Source organism: Aeromonas sp. QDB03, assembly GCF_027707985.1.
Lineage (GTDB): Bacteria > Pseudomonadota > Gammaproteobacteria > Enterobacterales > Aeromonadaceae > Aeromonas > Aeromonas hydrophila.
The window spans coordinates 16,073-40,791 of the sequence record NZ_JAPCJG010000011.1 but is presented as its reverse complement, the minus strand read 5'-3'; the positions used below and the strand labels follow the sequence as shown (position 1 = coordinate 40,791).

General features: G+C 60.4%; 24 protein-coding genes. 9 read left to right on the top strand and 15 right to left on the bottom strand.

The annotated features are described in order from the left end of the window. Positions 1-32 precede the first annotated feature (32 nt). The 3 genes from rpoZ to PG900_RS19750 form a co-directional block, all read right to left on the bottom strand. A complete protein-coding gene (gene rpoZ, locus PG900_RS19760) occupies positions 33-308 on the bottom strand; it encodes a DNA-directed RNA polymerase subunit omega (RefSeq protein WP_005307060.1) in 276 nt (91 codons plus the stop codon). A gap of 79 nt (positions 309-387) precedes the next feature. After that, positions 388-1,014 carry a guanylate kinase gene (gene gmk, locus PG900_RS19755; protein ID WP_016348898.1) on the bottom strand — a complete coding sequence of 209 codons (627 nt, stop codon included), beginning with the start codon at positions 1,012-1,014 and terminating at the stop codon, positions 388-390. Positions 1,015-1,285: 271 nt separating this feature from the next. Further along, positions 1,286-2,368, bottom strand: coding sequence for a glycosyltransferase family 9 protein (locus PG900_RS19750; RefSeq protein WP_270832099.1), 1,083 nt, complete (start codon positions 2,366-2,368; stop codon positions 1,286-1,288). A gap of 154 nt (positions 2,369-2,522) precedes the next feature. Here PG900_RS19750 and PG900_RS19745 point away from each other — a divergent pair, with 154 nt between their 5' ends. Both PG900_RS19745 and PG900_RS19740 read left to right on the top strand, forming a co-directional pair. Beyond that, the gene (locus tag PG900_RS19745) at positions 2,523-3,236 is read left to right on the top strand and encodes a 3-deoxy-D-manno-octulosonic acid kinase (RefSeq protein WP_039214098.1); all 714 of its coding nucleotides are present in this window, start codon (positions 2,523-2,525) and stop codon (positions 3,234-3,236) included. A gap of 70 nt (positions 3,237-3,306) precedes the next feature. Further along, entirely contained in the window at positions 3,307-4,170 is an 864-nt protein-coding gene (locus PG900_RS19740; protein ID WP_060390962.1) for a GGDEF domain-containing protein, read from the top strand. A gap of 7 nt (positions 4,171-4,177) precedes the next feature. On the opposite strand, the gene PG900_RS19735 is transcribed toward PG900_RS19740, so the two are convergent. After that, on the bottom strand, positions 4,178-5,032 hold the full coding sequence (locus tag PG900_RS19735) for a carboxylate/amino acid/amine transporter (protein ID WP_039214096.1): 855 nt from the start codon (positions 5,030-5,032) through the stop codon (positions 4,178-4,180). Positions 5,033-5,075: 43 nt separating this feature from the next. On the opposite strand from PG900_RS19735, the gene PG900_RS19730 reads away from it, so the two are divergent. After that, on the top strand, positions 5,076-5,534 hold the full coding sequence (locus tag PG900_RS19730; protein WP_270832095.1) for a DUF6314 family protein: 459 nt from the start codon (positions 5,076-5,078) through the stop codon (positions 5,532-5,534). A gap of 133 nt (positions 5,535-5,667) precedes the next feature. On the opposite strand, the gene PG900_RS19725 is transcribed toward PG900_RS19730, so the two are convergent. Next, positions 5,668-5,829: a hypothetical protein gene (locus PG900_RS19725; protein ID WP_016348904.1), complete on the bottom strand. Its 162-nt coding sequence runs from the start codon at positions 5,827-5,829 to the stop codon at positions 5,668-5,670. Next, positions 5,814-6,713, bottom strand: a complete 900-nt coding sequence (locus PG900_RS19720) for a DMT family transporter (protein WP_016348905.1) — start codon at positions 6,711-6,713, stop codon at positions 5,814-5,816. Before PG900_RS19720 ends, PG900_RS19725 begins: the two co-directional genes overlap by 16 nt. Positions 6,714-6,804: 91 nt before the next feature. Here PG900_RS19720 and PG900_RS19715 point away from each other — a divergent pair, with 91 nt between their 5' ends. Continuing rightward, on the top strand, positions 6,805-7,779 hold the full coding sequence (locus PG900_RS19715; RefSeq protein ID WP_011704088.1) for a LysR family transcriptional regulator: 975 nt from the start codon (positions 6,805-6,807) through the stop codon (positions 7,777-7,779). Here the strand turns inward: PG900_RS19715 and trpS are convergent. After that, positions 7,758-8,771 (bottom strand): tryptophan--tRNA ligase, encoded by a 1,014-nt coding sequence (gene trpS, locus PG900_RS19710; RefSeq protein ID WP_016348907.1) that lies wholly within the window; start codon positions 8,769-8,771, stop codon positions 7,758-7,760. The two genes, PG900_RS19715 and trpS, sit on opposite strands and share 22 nt — an antisense overlap. Positions 8,772-8,962: 191 nt before the next feature. After that, positions 8,963-9,397 (bottom strand): universal stress protein, encoded by a 435-nt coding sequence (locus tag PG900_RS19705; protein WP_010635648.1) that lies wholly within the window; start codon positions 9,395-9,397, stop codon positions 8,963-8,965. 466 nt (positions 9,398-9,863) lie between these two features. Here PG900_RS19705 and fabV point away from each other — a divergent pair, with 466 nt between their 5' ends. Further along, positions 9,864-11,051 (top strand): enoyl-ACP reductase FabV, encoded by a 1,188-nt coding sequence (gene fabV / locus PG900_RS19700; RefSeq protein WP_270832094.1) that lies wholly within the window; start codon positions 9,864-9,866, stop codon positions 11,049-11,051. A 15-nt stretch (positions 11,052-11,066) separates the two neighbouring features. On the opposite strand, the gene PG900_RS19695 is transcribed toward fabV, so the two are convergent. After that, a complete protein-coding gene (locus tag PG900_RS19695) occupies positions 11,067-12,857 on the bottom strand; it encodes a GGDEF domain-containing protein (RefSeq protein ID WP_270832119.1) in 1,791 nt (596 codons plus the stop codon). A gap of 209 nt (positions 12,858-13,066) precedes the next feature. Here PG900_RS19695 and ftnA point away from each other — a divergent pair, with 209 nt between their 5' ends. Both ftnA and PG900_RS19685 read left to right on the top strand, forming a co-directional pair. Beyond that, on the top strand, positions 13,067-13,591 hold the full coding sequence (gene ftnA / locus PG900_RS19690; RefSeq protein ID WP_016348910.1) for a non-heme ferritin: 525 nt from the start codon (positions 13,067-13,069) through the stop codon (positions 13,589-13,591). Between the two features lie 160 nt (positions 13,592-13,751). Beyond that, positions 13,752-14,936 (top strand): NAD(P)/FAD-dependent oxidoreductase, encoded by a 1,185-nt coding sequence (locus PG900_RS19685; protein WP_270832092.1) that lies wholly within the window; start codon positions 13,752-13,754, stop codon positions 14,934-14,936. 178 nt (positions 14,937-15,114) lie between these two features. Here PG900_RS19685 and PG900_RS19680 read toward each other — a convergent pair whose 3' ends face one another. Further along, complete coding sequence (locus PG900_RS19680) at positions 15,115-16,335, bottom strand: MFS transporter (RefSeq protein WP_270832090.1); 1,221 nt, start codon at positions 16,333-16,335, stop codon at positions 15,115-15,117. A gap of 339 nt (positions 16,336-16,674) precedes the next feature. Between PG900_RS19680 and leuE the strand changes: the two genes are divergently transcribed. After that, complete coding sequence (leuE, locus tag PG900_RS19675) at positions 16,675-17,313, top strand: leucine efflux protein LeuE (protein WP_041216145.1); 639 nt, start codon at positions 16,675-16,677, stop codon at positions 17,311-17,313. Between the two features lie 43 nt (positions 17,314-17,356). Here leuE and PG900_RS19670 read toward each other — a convergent pair whose 3' ends face one another. From PG900_RS19670 to ecpA, 5 genes are all read right to left on the bottom strand, one after another. Then, positions 17,357-18,043 (bottom strand): fimbrial biogenesis chaperone, encoded by a 687-nt coding sequence (locus tag PG900_RS19670; protein WP_270832088.1) that lies wholly within the window; start codon positions 18,041-18,043, stop codon positions 17,357-17,359. Between the two features lie 2 nt (positions 18,044-18,045). After that, positions 18,046-19,671: a hypothetical protein gene (locus PG900_RS19665; protein ID WP_270832086.1), complete on the bottom strand. Its 1,626-nt coding sequence runs from the start codon at positions 19,669-19,671 to the stop codon at positions 18,046-18,048. Then, complete coding sequence (locus tag PG900_RS19660) at positions 19,671-22,118, bottom strand: fimbrial biogenesis outer membrane usher protein (RefSeq protein ID WP_270832085.1); 2,448 nt, start codon at positions 22,116-22,118, stop codon at positions 19,671-19,673. The genes PG900_RS19665 and PG900_RS19660 overlap by 1 nt, the downstream gene beginning before the upstream one ends. 81 nt (positions 22,119-22,199) lie before the next feature. Further along, a complete protein-coding gene (locus tag PG900_RS19655) occupies positions 22,200-22,865 on the bottom strand; it encodes a hypothetical protein (protein WP_201887395.1) in 666 nt (221 codons plus the stop codon). A 59-nt stretch (positions 22,866-22,924) separates the two neighbouring features. Continuing rightward, positions 22,925-23,497 carry a common pilus major fimbrillin subunit EcpA gene (gene ecpA, locus PG900_RS19650; RefSeq protein WP_043851709.1) on the bottom strand — a complete coding sequence of 191 codons (573 nt, stop codon included), beginning with the start codon at positions 23,495-23,497 and terminating at the stop codon, positions 22,925-22,927. Between the two features lie 598 nt (positions 23,498-24,095). On the opposite strand from ecpA, the gene PG900_RS19645 reads away from it, so the two are divergent. Next, complete coding sequence (locus PG900_RS19645) at positions 24,096-24,719, top strand: response regulator transcription factor (protein ID WP_041216171.1); 624 nt, start codon at positions 24,096-24,098, stop codon at positions 24,717-24,719.

The following is a 24,719-nucleotide window of genomic DNA, read 5'->3' as shown; positions in this document are numbered from 1 at the left end:
CGGGCGGGCGCCGACTATAAGAAATAACTGACTTAACCGCGGCCTTCGGCGATGGCAGCAACGGCAGCCAGCTCGGCGGCTTCCTGCTCTTGCTGCTCGTAACGGTCCTGGGTGTCCATCACCTGGTTGTTCACCAGACCCAGTTCGATCTCGCGCAGGGCGATCACGGTCGGCTTGTCGTTCTCTTCGTCAACCAGGGGATCTTTGCCTTGAACCGCGATTTGGCGGGCGCGGCGGGCGGCGACCAGCACCAGGTCAAAACGGTTACCTACCTGTTTTACAGCATCTTCTACAGTAACGCGTGCCATGCAGGACTCCAGTGTTTGGGCTTTCTCGGTTTAAAAAAGCGGTGTTTAAAAATGACGCAAAAGTTTACTTGTTTTTGGCCTATTCTGCCAGTAGCTGTTGCAGCAAGTTTTGTTGGGCCTGCTGCTGCTGGCGCAATTCCAGCCGTTGGCACTCGATGACGGCCCTCAGCTGGAACAGTGCCTGCTCAAAGTCTTCGTTGATGATGACATAGTCATACTCGTCATAGTGCACCATTTCGGCAATGGCTTTCTCCATCCGGCCCTTGATCACCTCGGCGCTGTCCTGGCCGCGGCCGATCAGGCGACGCTCCAGCTCTTCGCGGCTGGGCGGCAGGATGAAGATGGACTTGGTCGGCATCTGTTCACGGATCTGGCGGGCGCCCTGCCAGTCGATATCGAGGAACACGTCGATCCCCTGCGCCAGGCAGGCTTCGATGGCGGCGCGGGAGGTGCCGTAGTAGTTGCCGAACACCTCGGCCCACTCCAGAAAGTCGCCGCGCTCGATCAGCGCCTTGAACTCTTCCACCTTGACGAAGTGGTAGTGCACCCCGTGCTCTTCACCGGGACGGGTGGCGCGGGTGGTGTGGGAAACCGACAGCTGCATCTTGCCTGCGCTGTTGTGCTGGGTCAGCAAGGCATTGAGCAGGCTGGATTTACCCGCTCCGCTCGGGGAGGAGATGATATAGAGAGTGCCTTGTTGCGCCATGTCTGTACCTTTAAGCGAGACCGTGTTTTGGTTGTAGCAGAGGCCGCCGTCTTGTGCCCGAAAGGGAGACAGCCAAATCCGAAACGCGGAAAATTCTTGAATTAAGAGGGATGTAAAGGCGGCGAATTTTAACAGAAGGTGGCGGATAAAAAAACGGCCGGAATCATATTCCAGCCGATCAAAGTATTCGTAGCTTGCTGCGGGAGCGTCACCCACATCAGCCGCCATTCTGCCTGCCGCCGTGCGGGCGGGCCAGCAGATTATCCCTGCTTCACTGCTCGGAAATTCCGAGTTGCTGCCCGGCGGGCAACTGGCGATCGGCACAGAGCCGGTCGAAGGCGGCGATGACCCGCTCGTGGGTTATCTTGCTCATGGCATCCGGATCCTTGAGGCGGGTGCGCCAGCCGAGCTCGGCCAGCGGCTTGCCGGTCTCCTGCTCGACCAGCTCCTGATAGACGCTGACCGCGTAGTCACGGCACAGATAGGGGCCGGTCCGATCCGGGTTGTGGTGGGCATAGAGACCGAGCACCGGCGTGCCCACCAGGGTGGCCATGTGGGTGGGGCCGGTATCGGGGGCCAGCACCAGGCTGGCCTCCTTGATCAGCGCCAGCAACTGCTTGAGGTTGGTCTGCCCCACCAGATCCACCGGCTTGCTGTGGCTCAGCCGTTGAATATCGGCGGCCAGATCCCGCTCCAGTTTGGCCGGCCCGCCGCACAGATAGACCTGAAAACCTCTGTCAGCGGCATGATCCGCCAGCGCGGCATAGCCGGCGGCAGTCCAGTTCTTGAATGCCTTGCTGGCGGCGGCGCAGATGAGCAGGGTCGGCTTGCCGTCAATCTTCTTTTTCGCCCAGGCCTGGTGTTCGGCGCTGATGGGCAGTTGCCAGTCCGGGGTCAGATCCTTTATCCCGAGCTCTTTGGCAAAGGCGAGAAAGCCGTCCAGCACGTGGGGTGAGGCGGGGGATGGCACCTTGTGGTTGGTGAACAGCCACTGGCCGTCGCTGGCCCGCTCCCGATCAAACCCGAGTTTGACCTTGGCCCGGATGCCGAGGGTGGCGATGCTGGCCCGCATGGCCGCCTGCAGGTGCAGCAGGGCATCGAATTGGCGCCCCCTGAGGGTCTGCCAGAGCTCGTGATAGCCGCGCCAGCCCTTGCTCTTGTCGAAGGCGATGACTTCGACCCCGGGCAGATCGGCAAAAAGCGTCGCTTCAATCTTGCCGGTGATCCAGGTGATGCGGGTCGTCGGCCAGGCCCGCTGGATGACGCGCACCAGCGCCAACGCGTGGCAGCAGTCGCCGATGGCGGAGAGCCGCAGGATGCAGATGGAGGAGGGCGTCGTTTGGAGCAGCGGCATGATGTGGCGCAATGGTGGCAAAATGGATGGATGGCATTATGCAAACTCCCCCGTGGATTGTAAAATTGCGCACGACCGGCAGCCGGTGCTCCTGACAGGGCCCCTGTTGCCCTTGCCTTGTGTAGCCATGACTGACCGACCGGAATCGCCAAAAATGCAAATTCAGACCGAACACAACCAGATCTGCTGGTACGCCGAAGGGGCGTTTCGCGACCCTTCTCCCGAGCTGTTTGATCCGGCCTGGTGGCAGACACATCGCCAGGTGGTGGGGTCTTCCATCGGCCGCGGAGTGACCTGGTTCGTCAAGGATGAATCCCGCCACCTGGTGCTACGTCACTACTATCGCGGTGGCATGGTGGGCAAGGTGGTGCGGGATCGCTTCTGGTTCGAAGGGGTCGAATCGAGCCGGGCCATGGCCGAATACACGCTGCTGGCCAAGTTGAGCGCTCAGGGATTGCCGGTGCCGCGCCCGTTTGCCGCCCGGATGGCCAAGCAGGGCCCCTTCTATCGGGCCGACATCCTGATCGAGCGCATCCGTGGCGCCAAGGATCTGGTCGCCCTGCTCAAGCAGGGGTCGATCGCCGGCGAGGTGTGGCACAAGGTGGGCCAGACGGTGCGTCGGTTGCACGACGCCGGGGTCTATCACGCCGATCTCAACAGCCACAACCTGCTGCTCGACAAGGAGGACAAGGTGTGGGTGATCGACTTCGACAAGGGAGCCATCCGCTCTCCCGGCAACTGGCAGCAGGCCAACCTGGAACGGCTGCTGCGCTCCTTCAACAAGGAGTCCCAGTTGCATACCAGTTTTCACTTCGTACCGGAGAACTGGCAGGCCTTGATGAACGGCTATCAAGGAAAAGCGCGCTGACCCTGTTGCTCGGCGCGAGAGCCAATGTTACTTATTGAGAAGGTCTTCAGATTCGGTGTCGAGGCGCTCGATGGACATGCTCAAGGCTCCCCTCAGGGAGGCAATTACCCGGTTTGATCTGGCGCTGATGGCGGATGCCATCGCCTTGCTGGAGGCAGGGCTCTGGAGCTGGAGCCCGCAGCAGGGCGTGCAGCGGGATCTCTCCTGTCTGCGGCTGCTGGGATTGAACGAAGCCGGTCTGGACGATCTCGGCTGGCTGGATCGCGTGCATCCCGACGACGTGGGGAACCTGCAGGAGGCGCTGACCGCCTGCCAGAGCGGGCGGGTGGCCCAGATCCGGCTCGAATACCGCATCCTGCATCACGACGGCCACTATGTCCGGCTGGAAGAGCGGGCCAGGCGCGATGTTCACGGCCAGGTGCTGGGGGTGGTGCGTCTGCTCGACTCACAGACACTGCTGGTGGAAGAGCGACACGGCACCGATCCCCTCACCGGGCTGGAGAGCCGCAGCCACTTCGAGCTGTTGCTCGATGAGCGGCTGGCCAGCGAGAGCGGCAGCTTCAGCCTGCTGCAATTCAGCGTCGACCACAGGGCCAAGATCCAGCAGCTGTTCGGCGAGGTGGCCTGCGATGCCATGCTGGCCAAGCTGGCCCGCATCGTGCGTCACGAGCTGCGGCGGGAAGACCCATTCGCCCGCTGGGACGAAGACGGCTTCATCCTGATGCTCTCCCAGACCGATCGGCTGAGCGGGCTCGAGATTGCCGAGCGGCTGCGGCTCGAGATCGCCGATGCCAGCCTGCTGCCGCAGCGACCGGTGACCGTCAGCATCGGCCTGGTGCAGAGCCAGGCCGGCGAGCAGATCGATCACCTGCTGGCCCGGCTGGCTACCTGCCACGGTCAGGCCAGACGGGAGCACAACACTGTCGTTGGCTGATTTTTAGTCAGCGCTCACTCACCCCATGGCGCTGGCATACCCAGAGGGAGGCCAGCATCAACAGGCCGCCCAGGGTGAGCCTGAGCAGGTCGGTATCCTTGCCCCACAGCAGCAGATTGACCAGCAGACCCGCCGGGATCAGGGCGTTGTTCATGATGGCCAGCACACCGCTGCTGACCTGGGTCGCCCCCTTGTTCCACAGGAAGTAACCAAGCCCGGAAGCGCCAATCCCCAGCCACAGCAGAATGCCCCACTGCAGGGTACTGGTGGGGTATTGCGGCGTGCCCAGCAGCCACCAGGCGGGCAGGGCCACGGCCAGGGCGCCCAGATAGAAGCAACCGAATACGGCGAGCTGGGGGGGCTGTTCCTTCTCCCGTGCCAGCAGCACCTTATAGCCGACCTGGCCGATGGCGAAGCAGATGTTGGCACCTTGCACCACCAGGAAGCCCAGCACGTAGCTTTCGGTCAGCCCGTCGAAGCGGATGACGGCCGCCCCCAGCACCGCCAGCAAGGCTCCCCACAGATAGGTGGGCTTGAAGCGTCGCTCCAGCAGGTCATGGATCAGGGTGACGTAGATGGGGGTGAAGATGGTGAACACCAGCACTTCCGGCACCGTCAGCAGCAGGAAGGAGTGGTAATAGAACAGATACATGATGCCGAGCTGGGTAGCGCCGAGGGCCATCAGCTTGGCCACCAGGTCGGGCCGCAACCAGCGCCGTCTGAGAAAGGGCAGAAACACCAGGCTGGCGAGCACGATGCGGGTCAGTACCGAGAAGTAGGCATCCACCTGACCGGCGAGGTAGACCCCGATCAGGCTGAAGGAGAATGACCAGAGCAGGGTAACCCCTATCAAGTAGTTCATGTGGTTGATTTGTCGTCAGTTGTCAATTTTGAAGGGGGCTATGATGGCCGAGATGGAAGCCGTGATCCAGCGTTTATGGCGCCAGTTGCCACAGATCGGAGCATTTGCCTTTACCGCGAGCAACGGGGAGGGCTCCGCCACCGACTGGTGCGGCAGCGGCGAGGGGGAGGTGACGGTGACCGATCATCAGGGTGGTTGGCTGTTTGCCGAGCACGGCCGCTACACCACGCCCCATGGCCGGGTGCTGACCATGCACAACCGCTTCTGGTGGCAGCGTGGCGAGCAGGGGATCCGGCTCTCCCACCTGCGTTACGAGCAGCCGGTGGTGCTGTTCGAGCTGCTGCCGCAGGGGGATGGTCGCTGGCTCACCGCCGAGCCTCACCTGTGCGGCCAGGATCACTACAGTGCCGAGCTGACCGAGATCGATGACGGTTTTCTACTGAGCTGGCAGATCACAGGGCCGCGCAAGAACGAGCGACTGAGTTATCGCTATCGGGTGTGACGGGCGGCAGGGCAAGGCAGCCATAAAAAAACCGGCGCAGAGCGCCGGTAGAAGGGACAAATCGGAGGTTTTTTTGAAAAACGGTCCCAAAAACAGGAGAGATACACTCTCGTCACACATTCAGAAATTGATGTCAGGCACTCAGCGCATAGCTCAGCATGGCTTGCAGCTTGCTGTCGAAGAACCAGGGCAGCAGCACCATCAACAGTCCGAGCAGACCCATCAGCCGCTGGCGATATTGCCAGCCGGCGATCACCACCAGGCCGCCGCAGAGCGTGGTCAGGATGCCTGACATAGGGCAGCCTCCCGCTGGACGCGGCGCTGCTGAGCCCACTGGTTGAGGGCGACCGAGCCCAGGATCAGGGCCAGTGCCACGCCGGTGGTGGACTGGATCTGTTCGCCGAGGAACAGGGCACCCAGCATGACGCCAAACAGCGGCACCAGGTAGTTGCTGAAGGAGGCGAAGGTCGGGCCCGCCTTCTGGATCAGCGCCATGTAGAGGAAGTAGACCAGACCGGTACAGAACACCCCGAGCACCGCGACGGCGCCGATGGCATGCTGGCTCGGCATGGTGAGCGCGCTCAGATCGGTGACGAACGGAGCGGCCAGCAGCAGCTGGATGGCCGAAGAGATCAGGATGTTGCGTGCCACGACCACCGGGTGGTCCTTGGCGAAGCGCTTGATCATCAGCAGGCCGATGGCGAAGCAGCTGGCTCCGAACAGGATAGCCATGGCGCCGAGCAGGCCGGCATTCATGCCGCTGGCCAGTTTCGGCCAGAACAGCACCAGCACGCCGACGAAGCCGATGACCACGGAGACGAGACCGCCCTTGGTGATTTTTTCACCGGAAACCAACAAGGGTGCCATCAGGATGGTGACAAACGGGATACAACCCATTACCACGGCGGCGATGGCGCTATCCACATACTGTTGACCCCAGGCCACCATGATGAAGGGCAGGGTGGCATCGAGCAGGGCGATCAGCATATAGGTACGCCACGGGGTGTGTTCGCTCTTGAGACGCATGAACAGGCAGAGCAGACCCAGGGTCAGGCTGCCACACAAGGCGCGACCTGCTGCCACCATGATGGGTGGCAATTCGGTCACGGCCTGATGCATGAAAATGAACTGGGAGCCCCACAACAGGCCAATCGCCAGCAACAACAGATAGCTACGCATTTTAATCTCCGATGTAATTCGCCTGCGCATTCTATGCAATCTGCTACTATGCCAAAAATGAATTGTCGTCATCCAACCATGGCCAATATCGATGGAACTGCCCCTTTCCCGCCTCGACCTCAACCTGCTCACCGTGTTCGACATGCTGATGCAGGAGCGCAACGTCACCCGTGCCGCCGAGCGGCTGCACCTCTCCCAGTCCACCGTCAGTCATGCGCTGGGGCGGCTGCGAACGGCGCTGGACGACCCCCTGTTCGTGATGAGCCGGCGCGAGATGATGCCGACCGAGCGCGCCAAGGCGCTGGCCGGCCCGGTGCGCCAGGCGCTGGCCATGCTGGAGCAGGGGTTGCGGCAGGCCAAGGGGTTCGACCCCGCCAGTGCGCGGCGGATCTTTCGCATCGCCACTCCGGGCTCGGTGGAACATGGCCTGGTACCGGCGCTGGTGGAGCGGCTGCACCGGCATGCCCCGCACTGCCGGCTGGAGGTGTGCGAGCTGGCCGACAGCGACTACGAGCGGGAGCTGGAGAAGGGGGAGCTGGATCTGGTGATCGGCTTCGCCGATGCCAATCACCTCTCGCCCCGGCTGTGGCGCGAGCCCTGGTTCAACAACCCGCTGGTCTGTCTGTCGCCCCTTGGCAGCGAACTGCCGGACGTGCTGGGGCCGGACGATCTGGTCAGCCGGCCCCACATCCACACCTCCAGCTGGGGCCACAGCCAGGCCATGGTGGATCTCTGGCTGGCCCGCTTCGGGGTGGAGCGTGAATTGGGTGTCCGATTACCGAGCTTTATGGCGGTGCCGCCGCTGATGGCCACCGGTCGCTATCTGGTGGTTGTGCCCGAGATGATCGGGCGCCACTTCTGCCGCTACTACCCGCTGCGGCTGCACCAGCTGGACCCCGACATCCCCATCGTCTATCTGATGGCGGGCCACCCGCTCACCGCCCATGACGAGGCGATCGGCTGGTTCAAGGGGCTGTTGCACCGGCTGGCGTTCGAGCGCTACGGCGCGGATGCGCTCGGCAGCCCGGCACAGCGCGGGGCGGATCAGTTCAATCCGGCGAAGTAGTCGAGCCCCATCGCCCCCTTCACCTCGGCCAGCACCTCGTCGGTCAGGGCGCGCGCCTGCTCGGTACCCTGCTGCAACAGGCGCAGCAGCTGGCGCTTGTCGGCGATGGCCGCCTCGCGCCGTTCCCGCATCGGGGCGAGCAGGGTCTGCAGGCAGTCGTTCAGCACCTGCTTGCAGCGCATGTCCCCCAGCCCGCCGCGCTGATAGTGGGCCTTCATCTCGGCTACCAGTGCCTTGTCGGGATGGAAGGCATCGAGATAGGCGAACACCGTATTGCCCTCCACCTGACCCGGATCGCTCACCTTGAGGTGGTTGGGGTCGGTATACATGGCGAACACCGCCTGCTTGATCTCCTCCGCCGACATGCCGAGCTCTATGGTGTTGCCGAGGGACTTGGACATCTTGGCCTTGCCGTCGATGCCGGGCAGACGACCGGTGTCGCTCAGAATGGGCTGGCACTCGGTCAGCACCTCTTTGCCAACCAGGGTGTTGAAGCGGCGCACGATCTCGTTGGTCTGCTCCAGCATCGGCAGCTGATCCTCGCCCACCGGCACATGGGTGGCACGAAAGGCGGTGATGTCGGCGGCCTGGCTGACCGGGTAGATCAGGAAACCGGCGGGCAGGCTGCGCTCGAACCCTTTCTGCTGGATCTCTGCCTTGACGGTGGGGTTGCGCTCCAGCCGGGCGACGCTGACCAGGTTGAGGTAATAGGTGGTGAGCTCGGCGAGGGCGGGCAGGGCACTCTGCAGGCAAAAGGTGGTCTTGGCCGGGTCGAGGCCGGCGGCCAGGTAGTCGGCCATCACCTCCAGCACGTGGTCGGTCACCTTGGCCGGGTTGTGGCCGTTGTCGGTCAGCGCCTGCAGGTCGGCGATCATCACGAACTGGCGGTAATGGTGCTGGGCTTCGACGCGCTGGCGCAGCGAGCCGACATAGTGGCCGATGTGCAGTTTGCCGGTGGGACGGTCGCCGGTCAGGATAACGGGGTTGTGCATGTCACTCTCTCCAGTTGGGTGAGCCGGGAGGCGACAAAGGGATGAAAACAATGACCGCCTCTCGGCGGTCACGGTGTTTTCTTTGGGAAATCTTACATAGAAAAGCAGTGCCGCCTGTTTAAGAGCAGCACCACCAGTAGTTGTGATTGAATGAGGTCATATTCATGGCAAATCAAACTACGCCTGTTTGATCACTTCTGCAAGGGGACGACCAGCAGATCGCAGGGCACGGTATTCATCAGCTGGCGCGCGCTCGAGGTGAGCAGGCTCCAGAAGCTCTGGCGATGGCCACACACCAGCAGATCGATCTGATAATCCCTGACCGCCTGGTTGACCCGCTCGCTCAAATCACCGCAGATCACCAGCTTCTTCTCGATGGGGTAGTCCACCGAGGCCAGGAAGGCCTCCAGCTTCTCTTTCGCTTCGGCGATCACCTGATCCTGCACGTTGTCGATGTCGATATCGATCATCTCGGTGTAGAGATCCTTGAGGTCCACATCGACATGGATCACCGACAGCTTGGCGCCGTTGGAGCGGGCCCGGTCGACCGCCTTCTCGATCACCTTGCGGTTGTCTTCCGACAGGTCGATCGCGGCCAGTATGTGTTTGTAATAGGTTCCATTCATGGGAGTTCTCCTCACTGATCCTGAGTCCACTATACCAATGTCTGCTGAAACTAAAATGGTGTCCCCGGCACAGTTTTGGGATTTAAACGAGTTTCTTATGGAGCTTGTCGCCGACGACAGCTAATAAACTGGCTATAAATCGAACAGGAGTTTGAAGCAGGTCACACCCGCCGGCTTGCCCGCGGCCGGTGACAGGCATAGGATGTGCCCGTGCTTCGCAATGAACACAAAACAACAAAAAGCATCTGAATACCGCTTTGGGGAGCCTCGCGCTCCCTTTTGTTTTTCTGCCGCCTTCTCGCCGATATTCCGCCCGACATCAAGGTAATCCCGTCTCGCTTGGTTATGCTGTAGCCAGTTCCATTGGCAGACCGTCGCTGGCCATTGAACACCGTTTCCCGGTTGGATACGGGCCGGTCTGCGACCGTCATTTCGCGTATCGTATTGATTCCTTGGAGACTCCTTGATGATCATTCACCCACAGATCCAGGGCTGCGTCGCCCGCAACTGTCACCCCATCGGCTGCCGCGCCGCCGTGTTGCAACAGATTGCCAGCGTCAGGGCGGCGGGCTCCTTCAACGGGCCGAAACGGGTGCTGGTGCTGGGCGCTTCGTCCGGCTTCGGGCTGGCGTCGCGCATTGCCCTGACCTTCGGAGCCGGGGCCGACACCGTCGGCGTGTCATTCGAGCGGGGCCCTTCTGACAAGGGGCCGGGCAGCGCCGGTTGGTACAACAACATCTGGTTTCGCAAGGAGGCGGAGCAGGCCGGCCGCATCGCCATCAATCTGATCGGGGATGCCTTCTCCATCGGGATGCGCCAGCAGGCTATCGACACCATCCGCCAGCAGCTGGGGCAGGTGGATCTGGTGATCTACTCGCTGGCGAGCGGCATCCGGGTGTTGCCTGACGGCACGCAAGTGCGCTCCGTGCTCAAGACCACCGGCCAGCCATTCAGCGGCTGGGGACTGGATCTGGAACAGGACACCCTAGTGCAGCAGTCGCTGGATCCGGCCACCCCGGAGGAGATCCGCGACACCGTCAGCGTGATGGGCGGCGAGGATTGGCAGCTCTGGCTGCAGGCGTTGCAGCAGGCGGATTGCCTCGCGCCCGGCGCCCAGACCGTGGCCTACTCCTATATCGGCCCCGAATCGACCTACCCCCTCTATCGGGACGGCACCATCGGTTATGCCAAGGAGCATCTGCACGCCACCGCCGAGACCATCAACCTGCAGCTGGCGGAGCTTGGCGGCCATGCCTGGGTGTCGGTCTGCAAGGCGCTGGTGACCAAGGCGAGCGCCTATATTCCGGTGCTGCCGGTCTATCTGGGCCTGCTGATGGGGGTGATGAAGGAGCGCGGCGTGCACGAAGGCTGCATCGAGCAGATGCAGCGGCTGTTTGCCACCAAGATGTACGGCCCGCAAGGGGTGGTGGCCGACGGCAACCGGCTGATCCGGATGGATGACCACGAACTGGACCCGGCCATTCAGGCCGCCGTCTCGGCGCTCTGGTCCAAGGTGACGCCGGACAACTTCCACGCGCTGGGGGACTTTGCCGGGTTGCGCCAGGACTTCATGCAGCTCAACGGCTTCGAGCTGCCGGGCGTCGACTACGGCGCGCCGGTGGATCTGGCCTCGCTGACCGAGCTGCTGCCCTGAGCCAGGGGGCTGAAGTCAGGCCACGCTGCTGGCCAGCGCCTCCGGCTGTTCCGGGTTGCTCGGCTCTGCGGCCAGAATGGTCTGGTTGCGGCCCTGGCGCTTGGCCTGATACATGGCCATGTCGGCCCGATGGATGAGCTGGCCCAACCCGTCATCGGCGGCCGAGCGGCCGGCTACCCCGATGCTGATGGTCATGCGGGGTTTGTCGATCTGGCCGATGCGCTGGCGTAGCTGCTCTGCCAGATACCAGCAATCCGCCGCCGGCAGCGGCACCGCTACCAGAAACTCCTCGCCGCCCCAGCGCCCGACCAGTTGCAGGTCGGGCGCCCAGGATCTCAGCTCCCGCGCCAGCCGCTGAATGGCCCTGTCTCCCGCCTGATGGCCGTGACGGTCGTTGATCTGCTTGAAGTGATCGATGTCGATGATCAGCAGGGTGAGCGGGCCCTCTTGCTGCCACTGGGTGGCCAGCCGTTCCAGCAGGGCGCGGCGATTGGGCAGTTCGGTCAGCTGATCGAAGGTGGCCAGCTTGTAGAGGTGGCGCGAGCTGCGGTGCAGCCGGTGGGTGGTGACGCCCAGCAGCAGCAGGGCACTGGCCAGCAGACCGACCAGCGCCAGCTGGTAGTGGCGGGCACTCTGCTGATGCAGCAGCTGCTGGCGCTTGTTCTCGTTCTCCTGTTGCAGCACCCGGTTGCTGGCCTCGCTGCGGGCCAGATCCATCTCGGCCTGGAAGGCGGCGGCATGCTGGCTCAGGGTCTGGTTGAAGTGCTGCTTGTAGTCGTTCACGTATTCATTGAGCGCCTGGTAGGCCTCGGGGTAGCGTCCCTGATCCGCCAGCAAACTGGCCTGCAAGGCCTTGCTGCTGGCACCGGCAGGCCCCTGGCTGGTCAGCAGTTGCAGCGCCAGCTGCTTCTCGCCGCTGCCCTGCAGCGCCCTGGCCCGGGTCTCCAGCAGGCGCACCCCGGCTTCCGGGTAGCCCAGTTGCTGATAGAGCGCCTGCGCCTCGTCCAGGGCGCGCAGGGCGCCGGCCCAGTCGCGCTCGGCATTGAGCGCCATGGCCTGATAGCCGAGGATGATGGCACGGTAGTCCGGCGCCAGCGCCGGGTTGGCCAGCAGATTGTCCAGCAGCCGTCTGGCCTGGGCGGGGCGCTCGGTATCGATATAGAGCCGCGCCATGTTGGCCCGGATGATGATCTGGCTGTTGGGCTCGTCCAGCTGCACCATGCGCTGTAGCGCCTCCAGATAATAACTTTCGGCCTCCCGCGCCAGATTGAGGTCGGCGTAGAGGTTGCCGAGGGTCATCAGCAGGCGGGCGCACTGCAGGCTGGCGATGGTGGAGTCCGGTATCGTCTGCTTGAGGCGAAAGGCGGTCTTGAGCTCGGCGATCGCCGCACTGAGCTGCTGGGTGCGATAGAGCGCGAGCCCGTTGAGGGCGTGCCACTCCGAGGTCTGCTGCGGATGGCCAGCGACGGCGGGTTTGAGCTGCTCCAGCAGGGTGAGCGCCTGATCCGGCGCTTCGGTATCCAGGGTGAGGGCGATCTGCTGCAAGCGGAAGTCGAGCAGGCGCAGGGTCTCCTGCTGGGCACTGGCCAGCCCGCGGGCACGGGCGTTGTCGAGCAGGGCTTGCGGATAGCGCCCCAGCGCGGCCTGGGCCAGGGCTCTGGCGTAAAACTGCTCCATGTCCTGCTGCGGGTTGGCATCGAGGCGTTGCAGATAGCCGACGGGATCGCGCGCCGCCTGCAGTTCAGCCTCTTTCAGCAAGGAGGGAGTGGCCTGCAGCTGGGTCATCCAGAGCAGCGCCAGTGCCATTATGAATCTCATTGAATCCTTTCCCCGACCACTGGCGCCATCATAATGGCTGAATCCACTTACACCATGTTTCTTTGCTTCTCTATAACCGTATGGGGGATAGGATGAGGCGAAAAGCTGTCACAACTGAGAGCTTGGGCAGCGGTATCTGGTTGCTTCATAACGAAACTGTGGCGACAATCGTGACCAAATCACAGTGGAGAATCATCATGTTGGCCAAAGCCATGATCGAGAAGTTGAACGAGCAGATTAATCTTGAATTCTATTCCTCCAACCTCTACCTGCAGATGAGCGCCTGGTGCGAGGACAAGGGCTTCGAGGGGGCGGCCAACTTCCTGCGTCAGCACGCCGTCGAGGAGCGTCAGCACATGGAGCGCCTGTTCACCTACGTGAGCGAGACCGGTGCCATGCCGCTGCTGGGTGCCATCGATGCTCCTCCCCACGAGTTCAAGTCGCTGGGTGACATCTTCCGCACCACCCTCGAGCACGAATACCACATCACCAAGTGCATCAACGGTCTGGCCCACGTGGCGTTCACCACCCAGGACTACTCCACCTTCAACTTCCTGCAGTGGTACGTGGCCGAGCAGCACGAAGAGGAGAAGCTGTTCAAGAGCATCGTCGATCGCCTGTCGCTGGTGGGGGAAGACGGCAAGGGCCTCTACTTCATCGACAAGGAGCTGGCCGAGCTGGCCAAAGGCGCTCCTGCCAGCATCATGGATGGCAACGCCTGATAGTCGTGGACACTTAGTGTTCAGCCAGTACAATGACGGCCCCTCTCAACAGGGGCCGTTTTCTATTGCGGCAGCCATGAAACCGCGGTGCTGGTTTTTGCCGGATACAATGACGGTCTTCGTATAAAGGGGCCGTTTTTCTTTTGATGAGTGAGTGATGATGAAGCAGTTTGATGTGGTGGTGATCGGCGCCGGGGCGGCCGGATTGATGTGTGCGGCCCAGGCCGGTTATCGGGGCCGCTCCGTGCTGGTGCTCGACAACGCCAAGAAGCCGGGCCGCAAGATCCTCATCAGCGGCGGCGGCCGCTGCAACTTCACCAACCATCAGGCCGGTCCCCACGCCTTCCTCTCGGCCAACCCCCACTTCTGCAAGTCGGCGCTGGCGCGCTACACCCAGCAGGATTTCATCGAGCTGGTGGACCGGCATGGCCTGAGCTATCACGAGAAGACCCTGGGCCAGCTGTTCTGTGACGAGAGCGCCAAGGAGATAGTCGACATCCTGCTGACCGAGTGCGACTGGGCCGGCGTGGCCCTGCAGTTCCAGACCGAGATCCTCACCGTCAGCAAGCGCGAAGAGGGGTTCGTGCTGACCACCAGTCAGGGGGAGATCAGCTGCCACTCGCTGGTGGTGGCCACCGGTGGCCTCTCCATGCCGAAACTTGGTGCCACCCCCTACGGCTTCAAGCTGGCTGAGCAGTTCGGTCTCACCGTGCTGCCGACCCGCGCCGGGCTGGTGCCCTTTACCCTGCATCAGGCCGAGAAAGAGGCCTTCGCCGATCTGGCGGGGGTCAGCCTGCCGGTGGCGGTGACCGCCGAGGATGGCACCTGTTTCAAGGAGGCCATGTTGTTCACCCATCGTGGCCTCTCTGGCCCGGCCATCCTGCAGATCTCCTCCTTCTGGCTGGCGGGGGAGAAGATCCACATCAACCTGCTGCCGGAGCTCGACATCGCCGCCACCCTCAGGGAGTGGGCCCAGGCCCATCCGGCGCAGGAGCTGAAAACCGTGCTGGGGCGAGAGCTGCCCAAGCGCTTCGTCGACAAGCTGGTGGAGCTGGGCCAGCTGGTCAGCAAGCCGATGCGCCAGTACAACGAGCGGGAGCTGGAGGCCGTGGCTACCCTGCTGGGGGATTGGCAGATCCTGCCCAATGGCACCGAGGGTTATCGCACCGCCGAGGTGACCCTGGGGGGCGTGGATACCAATGAGCTCTCCTCCAAGACCATGGAGGCGCGCAGGGTGGCCGGTCTCTACTTCATCGGCGAGGTGGTGGACGTGACCGGCTGGCTCGGCGGCTACAACTTCCAGTGGGCCTGGTCTTCCGGTTGGGTAGCCGGCCAGTACTGCTGATAGAGGCTGCTTCTATATCGTCGATGAGCGCGATAGCGGCCTTTGGGGGGCAGGGGCTGTAGCCCCGGCGGCTGGGGGGGCTGGCCAGTACTGCTGACCAACCATAGTTCACATCCACTTCAGACGCGGCCGCTCAGGCCGCGTTTTTTATGGGTGGTATCCCTCGCGGGGTGGCCCGTTATCCCTTTCTAAGGGTTGGCAAGAACGCGGTCAGCAAGCCGATGAGCGGCAGGTAGGCGCAGACCTGGTACACGGTTTCGATGCTGGTGGCATCGGCGAGCTGGCCGAGCAGGGCCGCCCCTATGCCCCCCATGCCGAAGGCGATACCGAAGAACAGGCCTGAGATGGTGCCGACCTTGCCGGGAACCAGCTCCTGGGCGTAGACCAGGATGGCGGAGAAGGCCGAGGCCAGGATCAGGCCGATGATGACCGAGAGCACCGAGGTCCAGAACAGGTCGACATGGGGCAGCAGCAGAGTGAAGGGGGCGACGCCGAGGATGGAGATCCAGATCACCCGCTTGCGGCCGATGCGATCGCCAATTGGCCCGCCGAGCACGGTACCCGCCGCGACGGCAAACAGGAAGGCGAACAGATAGAGCTGGGCGCTGTCCAGCGACAGGCTGAACTTGTCCATCAGGTAGAAGGTGTAATAGCTGCTCAGGCTGGCCATGTAGAAGAATTTGGAGAACATCAGCAGGCCGAGGATGGCCAGCGACCAGCCGATCTGGCGGCGGCTCAGACCGTGGCCGAGGTGCGCTTTCATCCGCTTATGGAAGTTGGCGGCGTGGTGGCTGGACCAGCGCCCGACCAGGCTGAGCACGATGACCCCGACCAGGGCGAACAGCGAGAACCAGGCTGCACTGCCCTGACCCTGCGGCACTATGATCAGCGCGGCGAGCAGCGGGCCTATGGCCGACCCCAGGTTGCCGCCGATCTGGAACAGGGACTGCGCCAGCCCAGGCTGACTGCCGGCCGCCATGCGGGCGACCCGGGAAGATTCCGGGTGGAACACCGATGAGCCGATGCCGATCAGCATGGCCGACAGCAGCACGGCGCCAAAGCTGGCCGCCTGCGACAACGACAGCAAGCCGATCATCGTAAAGCCCATGCCGAACGGCAATGAATAGGGCATGGGCCGGCGGTCGGTGTAGAGGCCGATCAGCGGCTGCAACAAGGAACCCGTGAACTGGTAGGTGAGGGTGATGAGGCCGATCTGGGTGAACGACAGGTTGAGGCCGAGCTTGAGCAGTGGATAGATGGCCAGCAGTACCGACTGCATCATGTCGTTCAACAGGTGCGAGAAGCTGATGGCGGCGATCACCGGATAGGTGGTGCGATTCAAGGCGTCGTGCGCGGTAGCGGCGGCGAGTGGCTGATCGGTACTGAGGCTCTTTTCCATGAGGGCGGGTTCTGTGAGTCTGGGTATGGCTTAACATGCCTGATCCCGACGCGTCTGGACACAACAAAGTGGGGCAGGAAGAGGGCCGTGAGAGAATGGGGCAACCGATCACGGATCGGTACTTGTGCTCGGCGGGCGGCGGATTAGTATAGAAACCTCGTCGTCGCATACCCGCCATGGAGGGAACATGTTCGAAAGCCTGGGAGTCATCAACGTCCGGACCTGCCTGAGCGGGCTGTTTTCCAACTCCAGAGGGGCGCGCCATGTTTGAGAGCCTGGGAGTCATCAATGTCTGGACCTACTTGACCGGGCTGTTTTCCAAGTTCAGAGGGGTGCGCCATGTTTGAGAGCCTGGGTGTCATCAATGTCTGGACCTATCTGGTCGGGCTCTTCTTCATCATCATAGCGCCGGGGCCCAACTCGATTTATGTGCTGCGTACCGGGGCGAGCCGCGGCGTTGGCCCGGGCTATCAGGCGGCCCTCGGGGTCTTTGTCGGCGACGCCATTCTGATCTTCTGCGCCTATCTGGGCATCGCCTCCCTCATTCGCACCACCCCGCTGCTGTTTACCCTGGTGCGCTACCTGGGGGCCCTCTATCTGCTCTATCTCGGGGTGAAGATCCTGCATGCCAACTTCATCGCCAGGCGGGAAGGGCAGGCGCCCGTGGTTGAGCATGGCGAGCGCTACTTCTCCAAGGCGCTCACCTTGAGCCTCACCAACCCCAAGGCGATCCTGTTCTACGTCTCCTTCTTCGTGCAGTTTGTCGACTTCAACTACGCCCACACCTGGGTCTCCTACCTGGTGCTGGCGAGCATGCTGGAGGCCATGAGCTTCGTCTATCTGACCTTGCTGATCTTCGGCGGCACCCTGATGGCCCGCTTCTTTGCGCGCAAGGTACGTTTGGCCCGGCTCGGCAACGGCCTCATCGGCCTGTTCTTCATGGGCTTCGCCGCCCGACTGGCCACGTTGTCATCCTGATGGCCAGGGCTCTGCCCAATCCCGGTCGCCCGCTCGCGAGCGGCTAGTCAGGCCAGCACTCCTTGCCGACCCGGATGAACCGGGATTGGTAGACGATCAGCTTCTGGTTGCCTGCCTGGCCGATCCCGGGGTTCTGGTAGGTTTCGCCGGGCAGCAGGTATTTGTTGTCGGCCTCGCTGTCCGCCTGCAGACATCCCCGTTTCACCATGAATTCGAAGTAGGTGTTGCCGGTATTGGTGATGCTGCTCTTTGCCGGGTCCAGCTGGTATTGAAAACGCACCTGGCGCGGGCGCACCACCAGGGTCGATTGCAGCGCGAGTTTCATCTCCAACGCACCACGGCGTCTGGCCTGGCCACTGTCATCAAGCTGGGCCGCCGGTGACTCGGTGAAAGTGATGCGATAGTAACGCTCCTGACCATCCGCCGGCCCCTTGTAGTAGAGCTTGACGTTCTGCATGCGCTTGGCGTGCAGTGTGAAGCGCTTGGGGGCGAACAGCAGCTCGCCGGGTACCGTCGGAACGCTTGTCCCCGTGGCCGTGGGATTGCTGATTTTTTCCATCTGCACTTCGTAGACCTTGGGCGAGCCGCTGTTGTTGGTGACGGTCCGGGCGATGAATTCTTCGTTCGGTGCCATGGCAATCGTCATGGCGCCGATGTCGATGGCCATGGCCTGTGAGCTCAGCGTGCCGGCCAGCAAGAGCCAGAGAATGCGATGCATGTCGTTCTTCATGGTCAGCGCCAGGTTCCTTTGATGGTAATGGTACCGCTTTGCTGTACTTCCCCTTCCCACAAGTCGTTGCCAATGGTTCGTTGCACCATGGGATCGGTCAGATCGAATTCCAGCGCCAGTTTGTAGAATCGGGTAATGCCTTTGCCGTTGACGGGATCGTTCCACTCTTGTGGTGGTTGGTTGTCTTTTATGCCCAAGGCACGGATATCTATCGAGTGTCCGCCACATTCAATGGCATGCTGGGAAGCGGCACCATGAGTCCCTGAATCAAACACCAGCCTGGTCGGAATTGGCACGGCCTGCTCGGATGATACCTTCTCGGCCGGGTAAAAAGTGCAATGCCCTTGATAAGGAACGCCTTGGTCTTGCGAAATAGATATTTCGAGCAGATCGGCACTAATAGGGCCACTATCAGAAATATTGTAGGGGAAATTCAGAATATCTTTTCCAACGCTGCCTTCCCTGTAAGGTGTGGTTATACCATCGGATGACAGAATCGATACGCTGAAGTCCCGTGGCTTGATATGTATCTCGGTTGTGCCACTGAACTCATAGTATCCACTCTCAGGTGCATACCCATTTTTCATATTGAAGTTGATCAGGCTACGAGTAAGTTGTTCTTGCAGACCCAACCTCACCACTTGTTTGAAGAAATTGCTTGATAGGAACAGATATACAGAGGATTGCCCCCTGAGGTAGCTGATATTATGGCGATAACCCTTGTATGCCCAATTCTTGAGATCCGCACTCATTTGCAAATCAGTGACGCCAATGGCGCTATTCAATGAGCTATTTCTGACATTGGTATACATATACGGTTCGATATAATTTTGGCTGCCATCGTCATTGAAGTTGTAATCAAGGAACCGACATAAAATGCCGTCTTGATTGCCTAGACGATAGTTTTCACAGCCTTGAGAACCAGGCAAGACATAAGGTACGCCATTGCTGTCAACAATGACTTCGCTAATCGCGTTGGTTTGTACGAAGCGCAGATGACCAGCCTTCTTGTGCTGCATGTTTCTCACGTACCAGTAGCCACTGTTCTGATTGATACAGCGCTCTCCAGCCGCCGCGTCGTATTTGAGCGTGGTCATGCACAAGTTCATTTCTCTGTTCAGAATGGCTCCAACTGGCATGGTGCGCAGATAGTCAAAAAAACTCGCGCTGAGCTTGCTGTGCCCCCATCCCGCGGATGCGCCAATGAGACCGAAAAAGCCAAGGTCATCTACCACGGCGGGTTTGTTGACCGCTTCTGCCGTGTCGGGATCACAGCGGGTATATGTCATGATGCAGCGCTGGTTGACATAAGGACGACGGATCGGGCCGTTTTCCCACATGTCGACGTTCCAATTGTTAATATCGGTGTTGTATCCATTATCAACATACGCCAGGCTCACTTGCCCATTCCCTTTAAGGGAGGTCCAAGCATTTGCACCGGTCAAACGTGGATCTAATCCGTCGGTAGGTGCCACAAACAGGTTGTTGTCTTCCTGGTTCTCAATAAACAGAAAGTTTCGTAGCGGAGCATTTGGCCAGACAGTTTTGGATACTGCGGCACTGGCCTGCGAGGCCCAGCTGGTGGCAATTACCATCGCCAACAGCCATTTATATGCGGGATTCATCATCAGTACTCTCTCACCATGGCATAGGTGGGCAGCCCCTGGCAGGTAATAATGCCTACCCAGGCGGCGCCGCTGTGTTGTTCAAGATCGAGCTCGGCTTCACAGAAGTCATTCCCCTGGCGGAAAGTCAGCATGGGATTGGCTTTATCCACATCCAGCGAGAATTCACCCTCCTCGTTGGTCACAGTGGTGCCGATATGGTTGTCGATGCGGGCATTGGCCAGCAAGGAACCGTCTTCCGCCCTGAGTATGCCGAAGACAGTCACCATCTCCTTGATGGTGCTGCTCGCATCCAGGGTGGCCACGTTGCCGGGAAACAGGGTGTAGCGCTGCTTGCCGGTATTGATGTCGTAGCTGTCCTTGCCCCGCTTGCTGTTGAGCAGCTCTATCTCGTATTCCCCGTAAGGGGGGAGGGCGAGGAAGGTCTGCTCGCCCTGCAGGGGGTAATCCTGTCCGTTGACCTTGGCGAGCATCTGCCCTTGGCGATCGATCCCGGTATTGATGATCAAGCCGGACCCCGAGGAGTTGCGGCTAGAGGCGACCAGTGCATCCTCGGTGGTGACCAGGGCACCGCGCGCAATCAGGTTGCCATTCATGTCGCCACCATGGCCGCGGCCCAGCGTCATGGTGCCGCCGATGACCCTGTTCTCGAACCCGAGTGTGCCGGAGAGCGCCATATTGTGTTCATCACTGCCGTGCATCATGCGCGAGGCATTGAACGAGGCCAGATTGATGACGCCGTCCATGCGTTTCTGGTAGTTGAGGTTGGCCGTGGTCTGGCCCTGCTCGTTGCTGCTCATGCCAAAGCTGAACAGGTTGTCGAACGGGATCGAGTAATCCAGCGTGATGCTCTTGTTGTTGAATCCGTTGAGCGTGCCGCTGTCGCTCTGCAGGCTGGCGCGCAGCGACAGGTTGCCGTATTTGCCGGCATAAAGGTGCTGGTAGTAATCGGCATAACTGCGATCGCTGTTCATCTGGCGGTCGTGCAAGGTGTTGAAGGTGAGCTGGCCGAAACCGCTGACCCAGCCACCCAGATTGAGCGTGATGCCGGCAGAGTAGAGTTCGGCGTTGCTTACCGTCAGGGCGCTGCCGGTCTCGAGTTTCTCCTGGCTGAGCCAAAGAGAGGCATTGTCATGGGCCTGCAGGGCGAGGCTGGATGCGAAGCGCCACGATTGGTCGGAGGCCAGCATGGTTTGCAACTGGGCACTGACACGATCGGTTGCCTGCCAGTTTGCACGGGCTTCGCCTACCGCAGCATCCTTGAAGGCATAGGTTGTGGTGGCCAGCTCCAGGGTATCCAGCGAACGTGCCAGCGATACTCCCAGCAGCGGTGAATCACCGTTGTTCTGGGCGCCTTCCATCATGCCTCCCCACCATTGCCATCCCCACTCCTGAGTAAAGCCCAGACTGCCGCCCAGCTTGGTGACGCGCTGGGTCGTGGTGCTGGTCAGCCGTCCATCGACATAGACTTCGACCGTGACGTTGTAAACGCCACTGGGGAACGCCGAGGTGTCGATATTCTGGTTGCCGATGGCCAGGTTCTGCAGGCTGATCAGACGATCCTCACGGTACACCCTGACCTCGCCATTGGCAGGCATGAAGACTTGTACCGGGGTGGTGGACGCGTCGGCCTTCTGTTTACGTGACTGGGCCTGGTTGCCATACGATGCCCCATAAATGCGGCCAGTACTCAGACCGGTCACCACCCCCAGCGTCTGCAGATCCCAGGTCGAGACCATGCCGGCCGCGATGCGGCGATCGTCAAGATCCCGCTCGTACATGGCACGATAGATGTCACCGCTCTGTTCTGGCTCCCCAAGGTTGTAGAGGGAGGCGTCCAGCGCCATGTGATGGGCACCCATCCCGACGGTACTGTCCAGTTGTAGGAAGTTGGAGTCGCTGTGACCGTTTTGCCGATTGCTGTTGAAGGAGTAGCCCAGATTGTAACGATGCACCCCGGTCAGGGCGTCAACGGTCGGGGTCAAGGTCACCCGGTTGTCCGGTTGCCTGGCCTGGCCGAATGCATCGCGTGAAACCCGGATCGTCAGCAACATGGCCACCAGGTCAAGCTGCATGCTGGCATTGGCATCTATCTGCAAGCTGCCCTCGGCAGAAAACGTGCGCTTCTCTTCACTGGCGAGCATGGCGGTCAGCTGGTCGTTGAGCAGACCTTGCTGCTGGCCAGCACCAAAATCGATGTGTAGCAGATGCAGCTTGCCGTCCTGCAGCAGCAGGGTGGTATTGCCGATCGGGTTATCGGTCAGGGTGTCGAGCCGGTTTTTTTCATCCGTGTACTGCAGACGAACGGGAACGGCCAGCCCTTCTGCCAGAGCCTGGGCAAAACTGGCCGGAATGATGACGTTGGCGATCTTGAGTGGCGCCGCGCTGTTGGCCGAGGCGGAGACCACCATCAGCAATGAGAGCGGCAACAAGCAGGTTTTCTTCAACATATCACGCACCATGGTTTCAGATTTCGGCAAAACAACACCGCCACTCGACCGGGTGGTGAAGGCAGTACCAGCACAAACGGGTTATTTGACGACGACGAATTCCTGACCCAGCCAGAGGCCAAGATGACTTTGTGGATCCTGCATATCGACTTTCTTGAAGCGGCGCTGCTTGCCGGGCAGGTCGTAGTAGGTCTCTTTGCACTGCGCCTGTGCCTTGCGGTCCAGACAGGGGCCGTAGGCCACGGTGCGGTAAGAGGCATTCCCCTGATTGCTCAACATTCCGTTTTGCAGGTTGTAGGCGAAGTGCTGCTGGCGTGGCGTGACCACCAGAATGGTGCCTATCTGGGCAGAGGTGGTGGCAACCGCCTGGCGGCGATTGTTGCTTTGGTCGTCCATCGACAGGGCGGTGTCCAGCCAGCGGATGCGGTAGTAGCGCTCCTTGCCATCCTGCGGTCCCTTGTAAAAGAAACGCACGTTGTTCTTGGCATGGGCGGGCAGCATCAGTCGGCTGGGCGAGAGCATCAGCTCGCCGGCCACTTCCATCGGGATCTCCTGGCCACCCTCTTCGGGTGAAGAGATGCGGCTGATGGAGATGGTGACCAGCCTGGCTTGAGCACTGCCATTCTCGATCTCCTTGGCTACATCCTGGTTGCCTGCATCGATGAAGGTGGTGACGGAACCAACGTTGATGGCCTGGCTGACCCCGGGAATAAACAGCATCCATGCCATCAGCATTTTCAGGTTCATGGGAACTCCTGTGATTGCAAAGGGCCCCGCAGGGCCCCGAATACTATGCGTCGCGGCAATTAGGACCAGTTGGCAACGAACTCGACGTTGACTTCCCCACTCCACAGGCCATCCGGCAGGGTCTCGAAAGCCGCTTCTGTGCCGTTGACGGTCGCGCTCTCGATGTTGAAGGTGAACGAGCCCTGGGCGGTGCTGCGCTGGGTGTCATCCTTGAAGCTGCTGGCCAGCGGAGAGAGGTTGCCGCCCGTGATGCCGGCTGCGGTATCGATCAGCGTGGTATAGGCGGTGGTGCTGACGGGAGCACCTTGCCACAGCACGCCGACGTCGACGGTGGAGCCGCCGCTCAGGTGGTTCAGGGTGCCGCTCAGCTTCTTGGCCTTCAGCGTGAAGTCGGTGGCGCTGGCATCACCCTTGATGGCAACGTCGAACAGGCCGTTCACGGTGTTGAAACCCTTGATCCCTTCCGCGTATTGGAAAGAGAGGCTGTCGAGCGGCGTGACAACCAGCGCCGACTCGGTGTCCTTTTTGGCGGTTGCCTTCCAGGTGGCAACGGATTTTGCTTCTACAGCGGCCTGAGCGGCGGCAGCGAAGCCCAGTCCTGCAACAGTCAGCGCAATCAGAGTCTTTTTCATCTTGATATTTCCTACACATTTCCTGATGGGGGCATTTGCCACCCGTTTGATTTCACGCACCCAGGGTGCATTCCCTTTCCACCTTGCCGGACGGGTTTGTCCAGGCAATCTTGCCGATCGCCGAAGGGTAATGTTTCGTCAATCAGCTCATCTTTTCGCCGGCAAAGATACTGGACGGACCTGCTCGGATCGATTGAATGCTGTGTAGGAAAAGTCCTAAAAGATGGTTGTTGTCTGCAACTTAAAATAAGCCTTGTCCATTCTCTTATCAGGGTTTTTGTTTTTCTTATGATTTTGATTTTTAAGAGTTTTGGTGCTTTTCTTATCTAGATGGTGCGTCCCTCTGACGGGGGAGGATGGGAGGGGTTGCCGTACAGGAATGAGTACAAGAAAAAACAGAGATTCAAAAGAATATATAGCTCTGTAAGTATTTGATGAGCATAAATAAAAATATCAGATAAAAATGAATGAGGTACGAAGAGAGGAGTCGTTACTTGAATTATGTAACATATAATTAATATTCAAGCGCCATATGGTACACGTGCTGACTTTGTAGTTAATATACGTTGAATCAAATGGAGTAATGACAGGAAAGTATATGGCAAAAATATTGGTAGTAGATGATCATCCCGCCATCAGAATGGCTGTAAATATCCTGCTGCAGCAGGATGATCATCATATTGTTGCCGAAGTTGATAATGGTGTTGATGCAGTTTCGATGGCGCGAAAATATCAGCCTGATATGGTCGTTTTGGATATCGGGATTCCCAGGCTGGACGGAATTGAGGTGATCAAAAGACTGAAAGAGATGGATGCTGATATCAAGGTGGTCATATTGTCGGCACAAGCCACGCATCATATTATGGTGCGTTGCCTGCAAGCCGGTGCCAACGGTTTCATATCCAAGCTGGATGATCTTTCCTTGCTGAAAACTGTGCTGGTAAAGATAGGGAAAGGTCAGCTTTATTTCCCTCGCGATGTGATTGCTGGCGCCAAGAATGCCCATGAAGTCGATCGGAAAGATCTCTTGTCGGCACTCTCGGATAGAGAGATGAGCGTCTTGTTGCAGATATGCCAGGGGCAAACCAACAAGCAGATTGCAGAGAGCATGCTGCTGAGCGAGAAGACGGTCAGCACCTACAAGAGTCGGCTGATGCAAAAGCTCAATGTCACCACCATGGTTGATCTGATCAGCCTGGCCAAGCGTCAAGAGTTGCTGTGA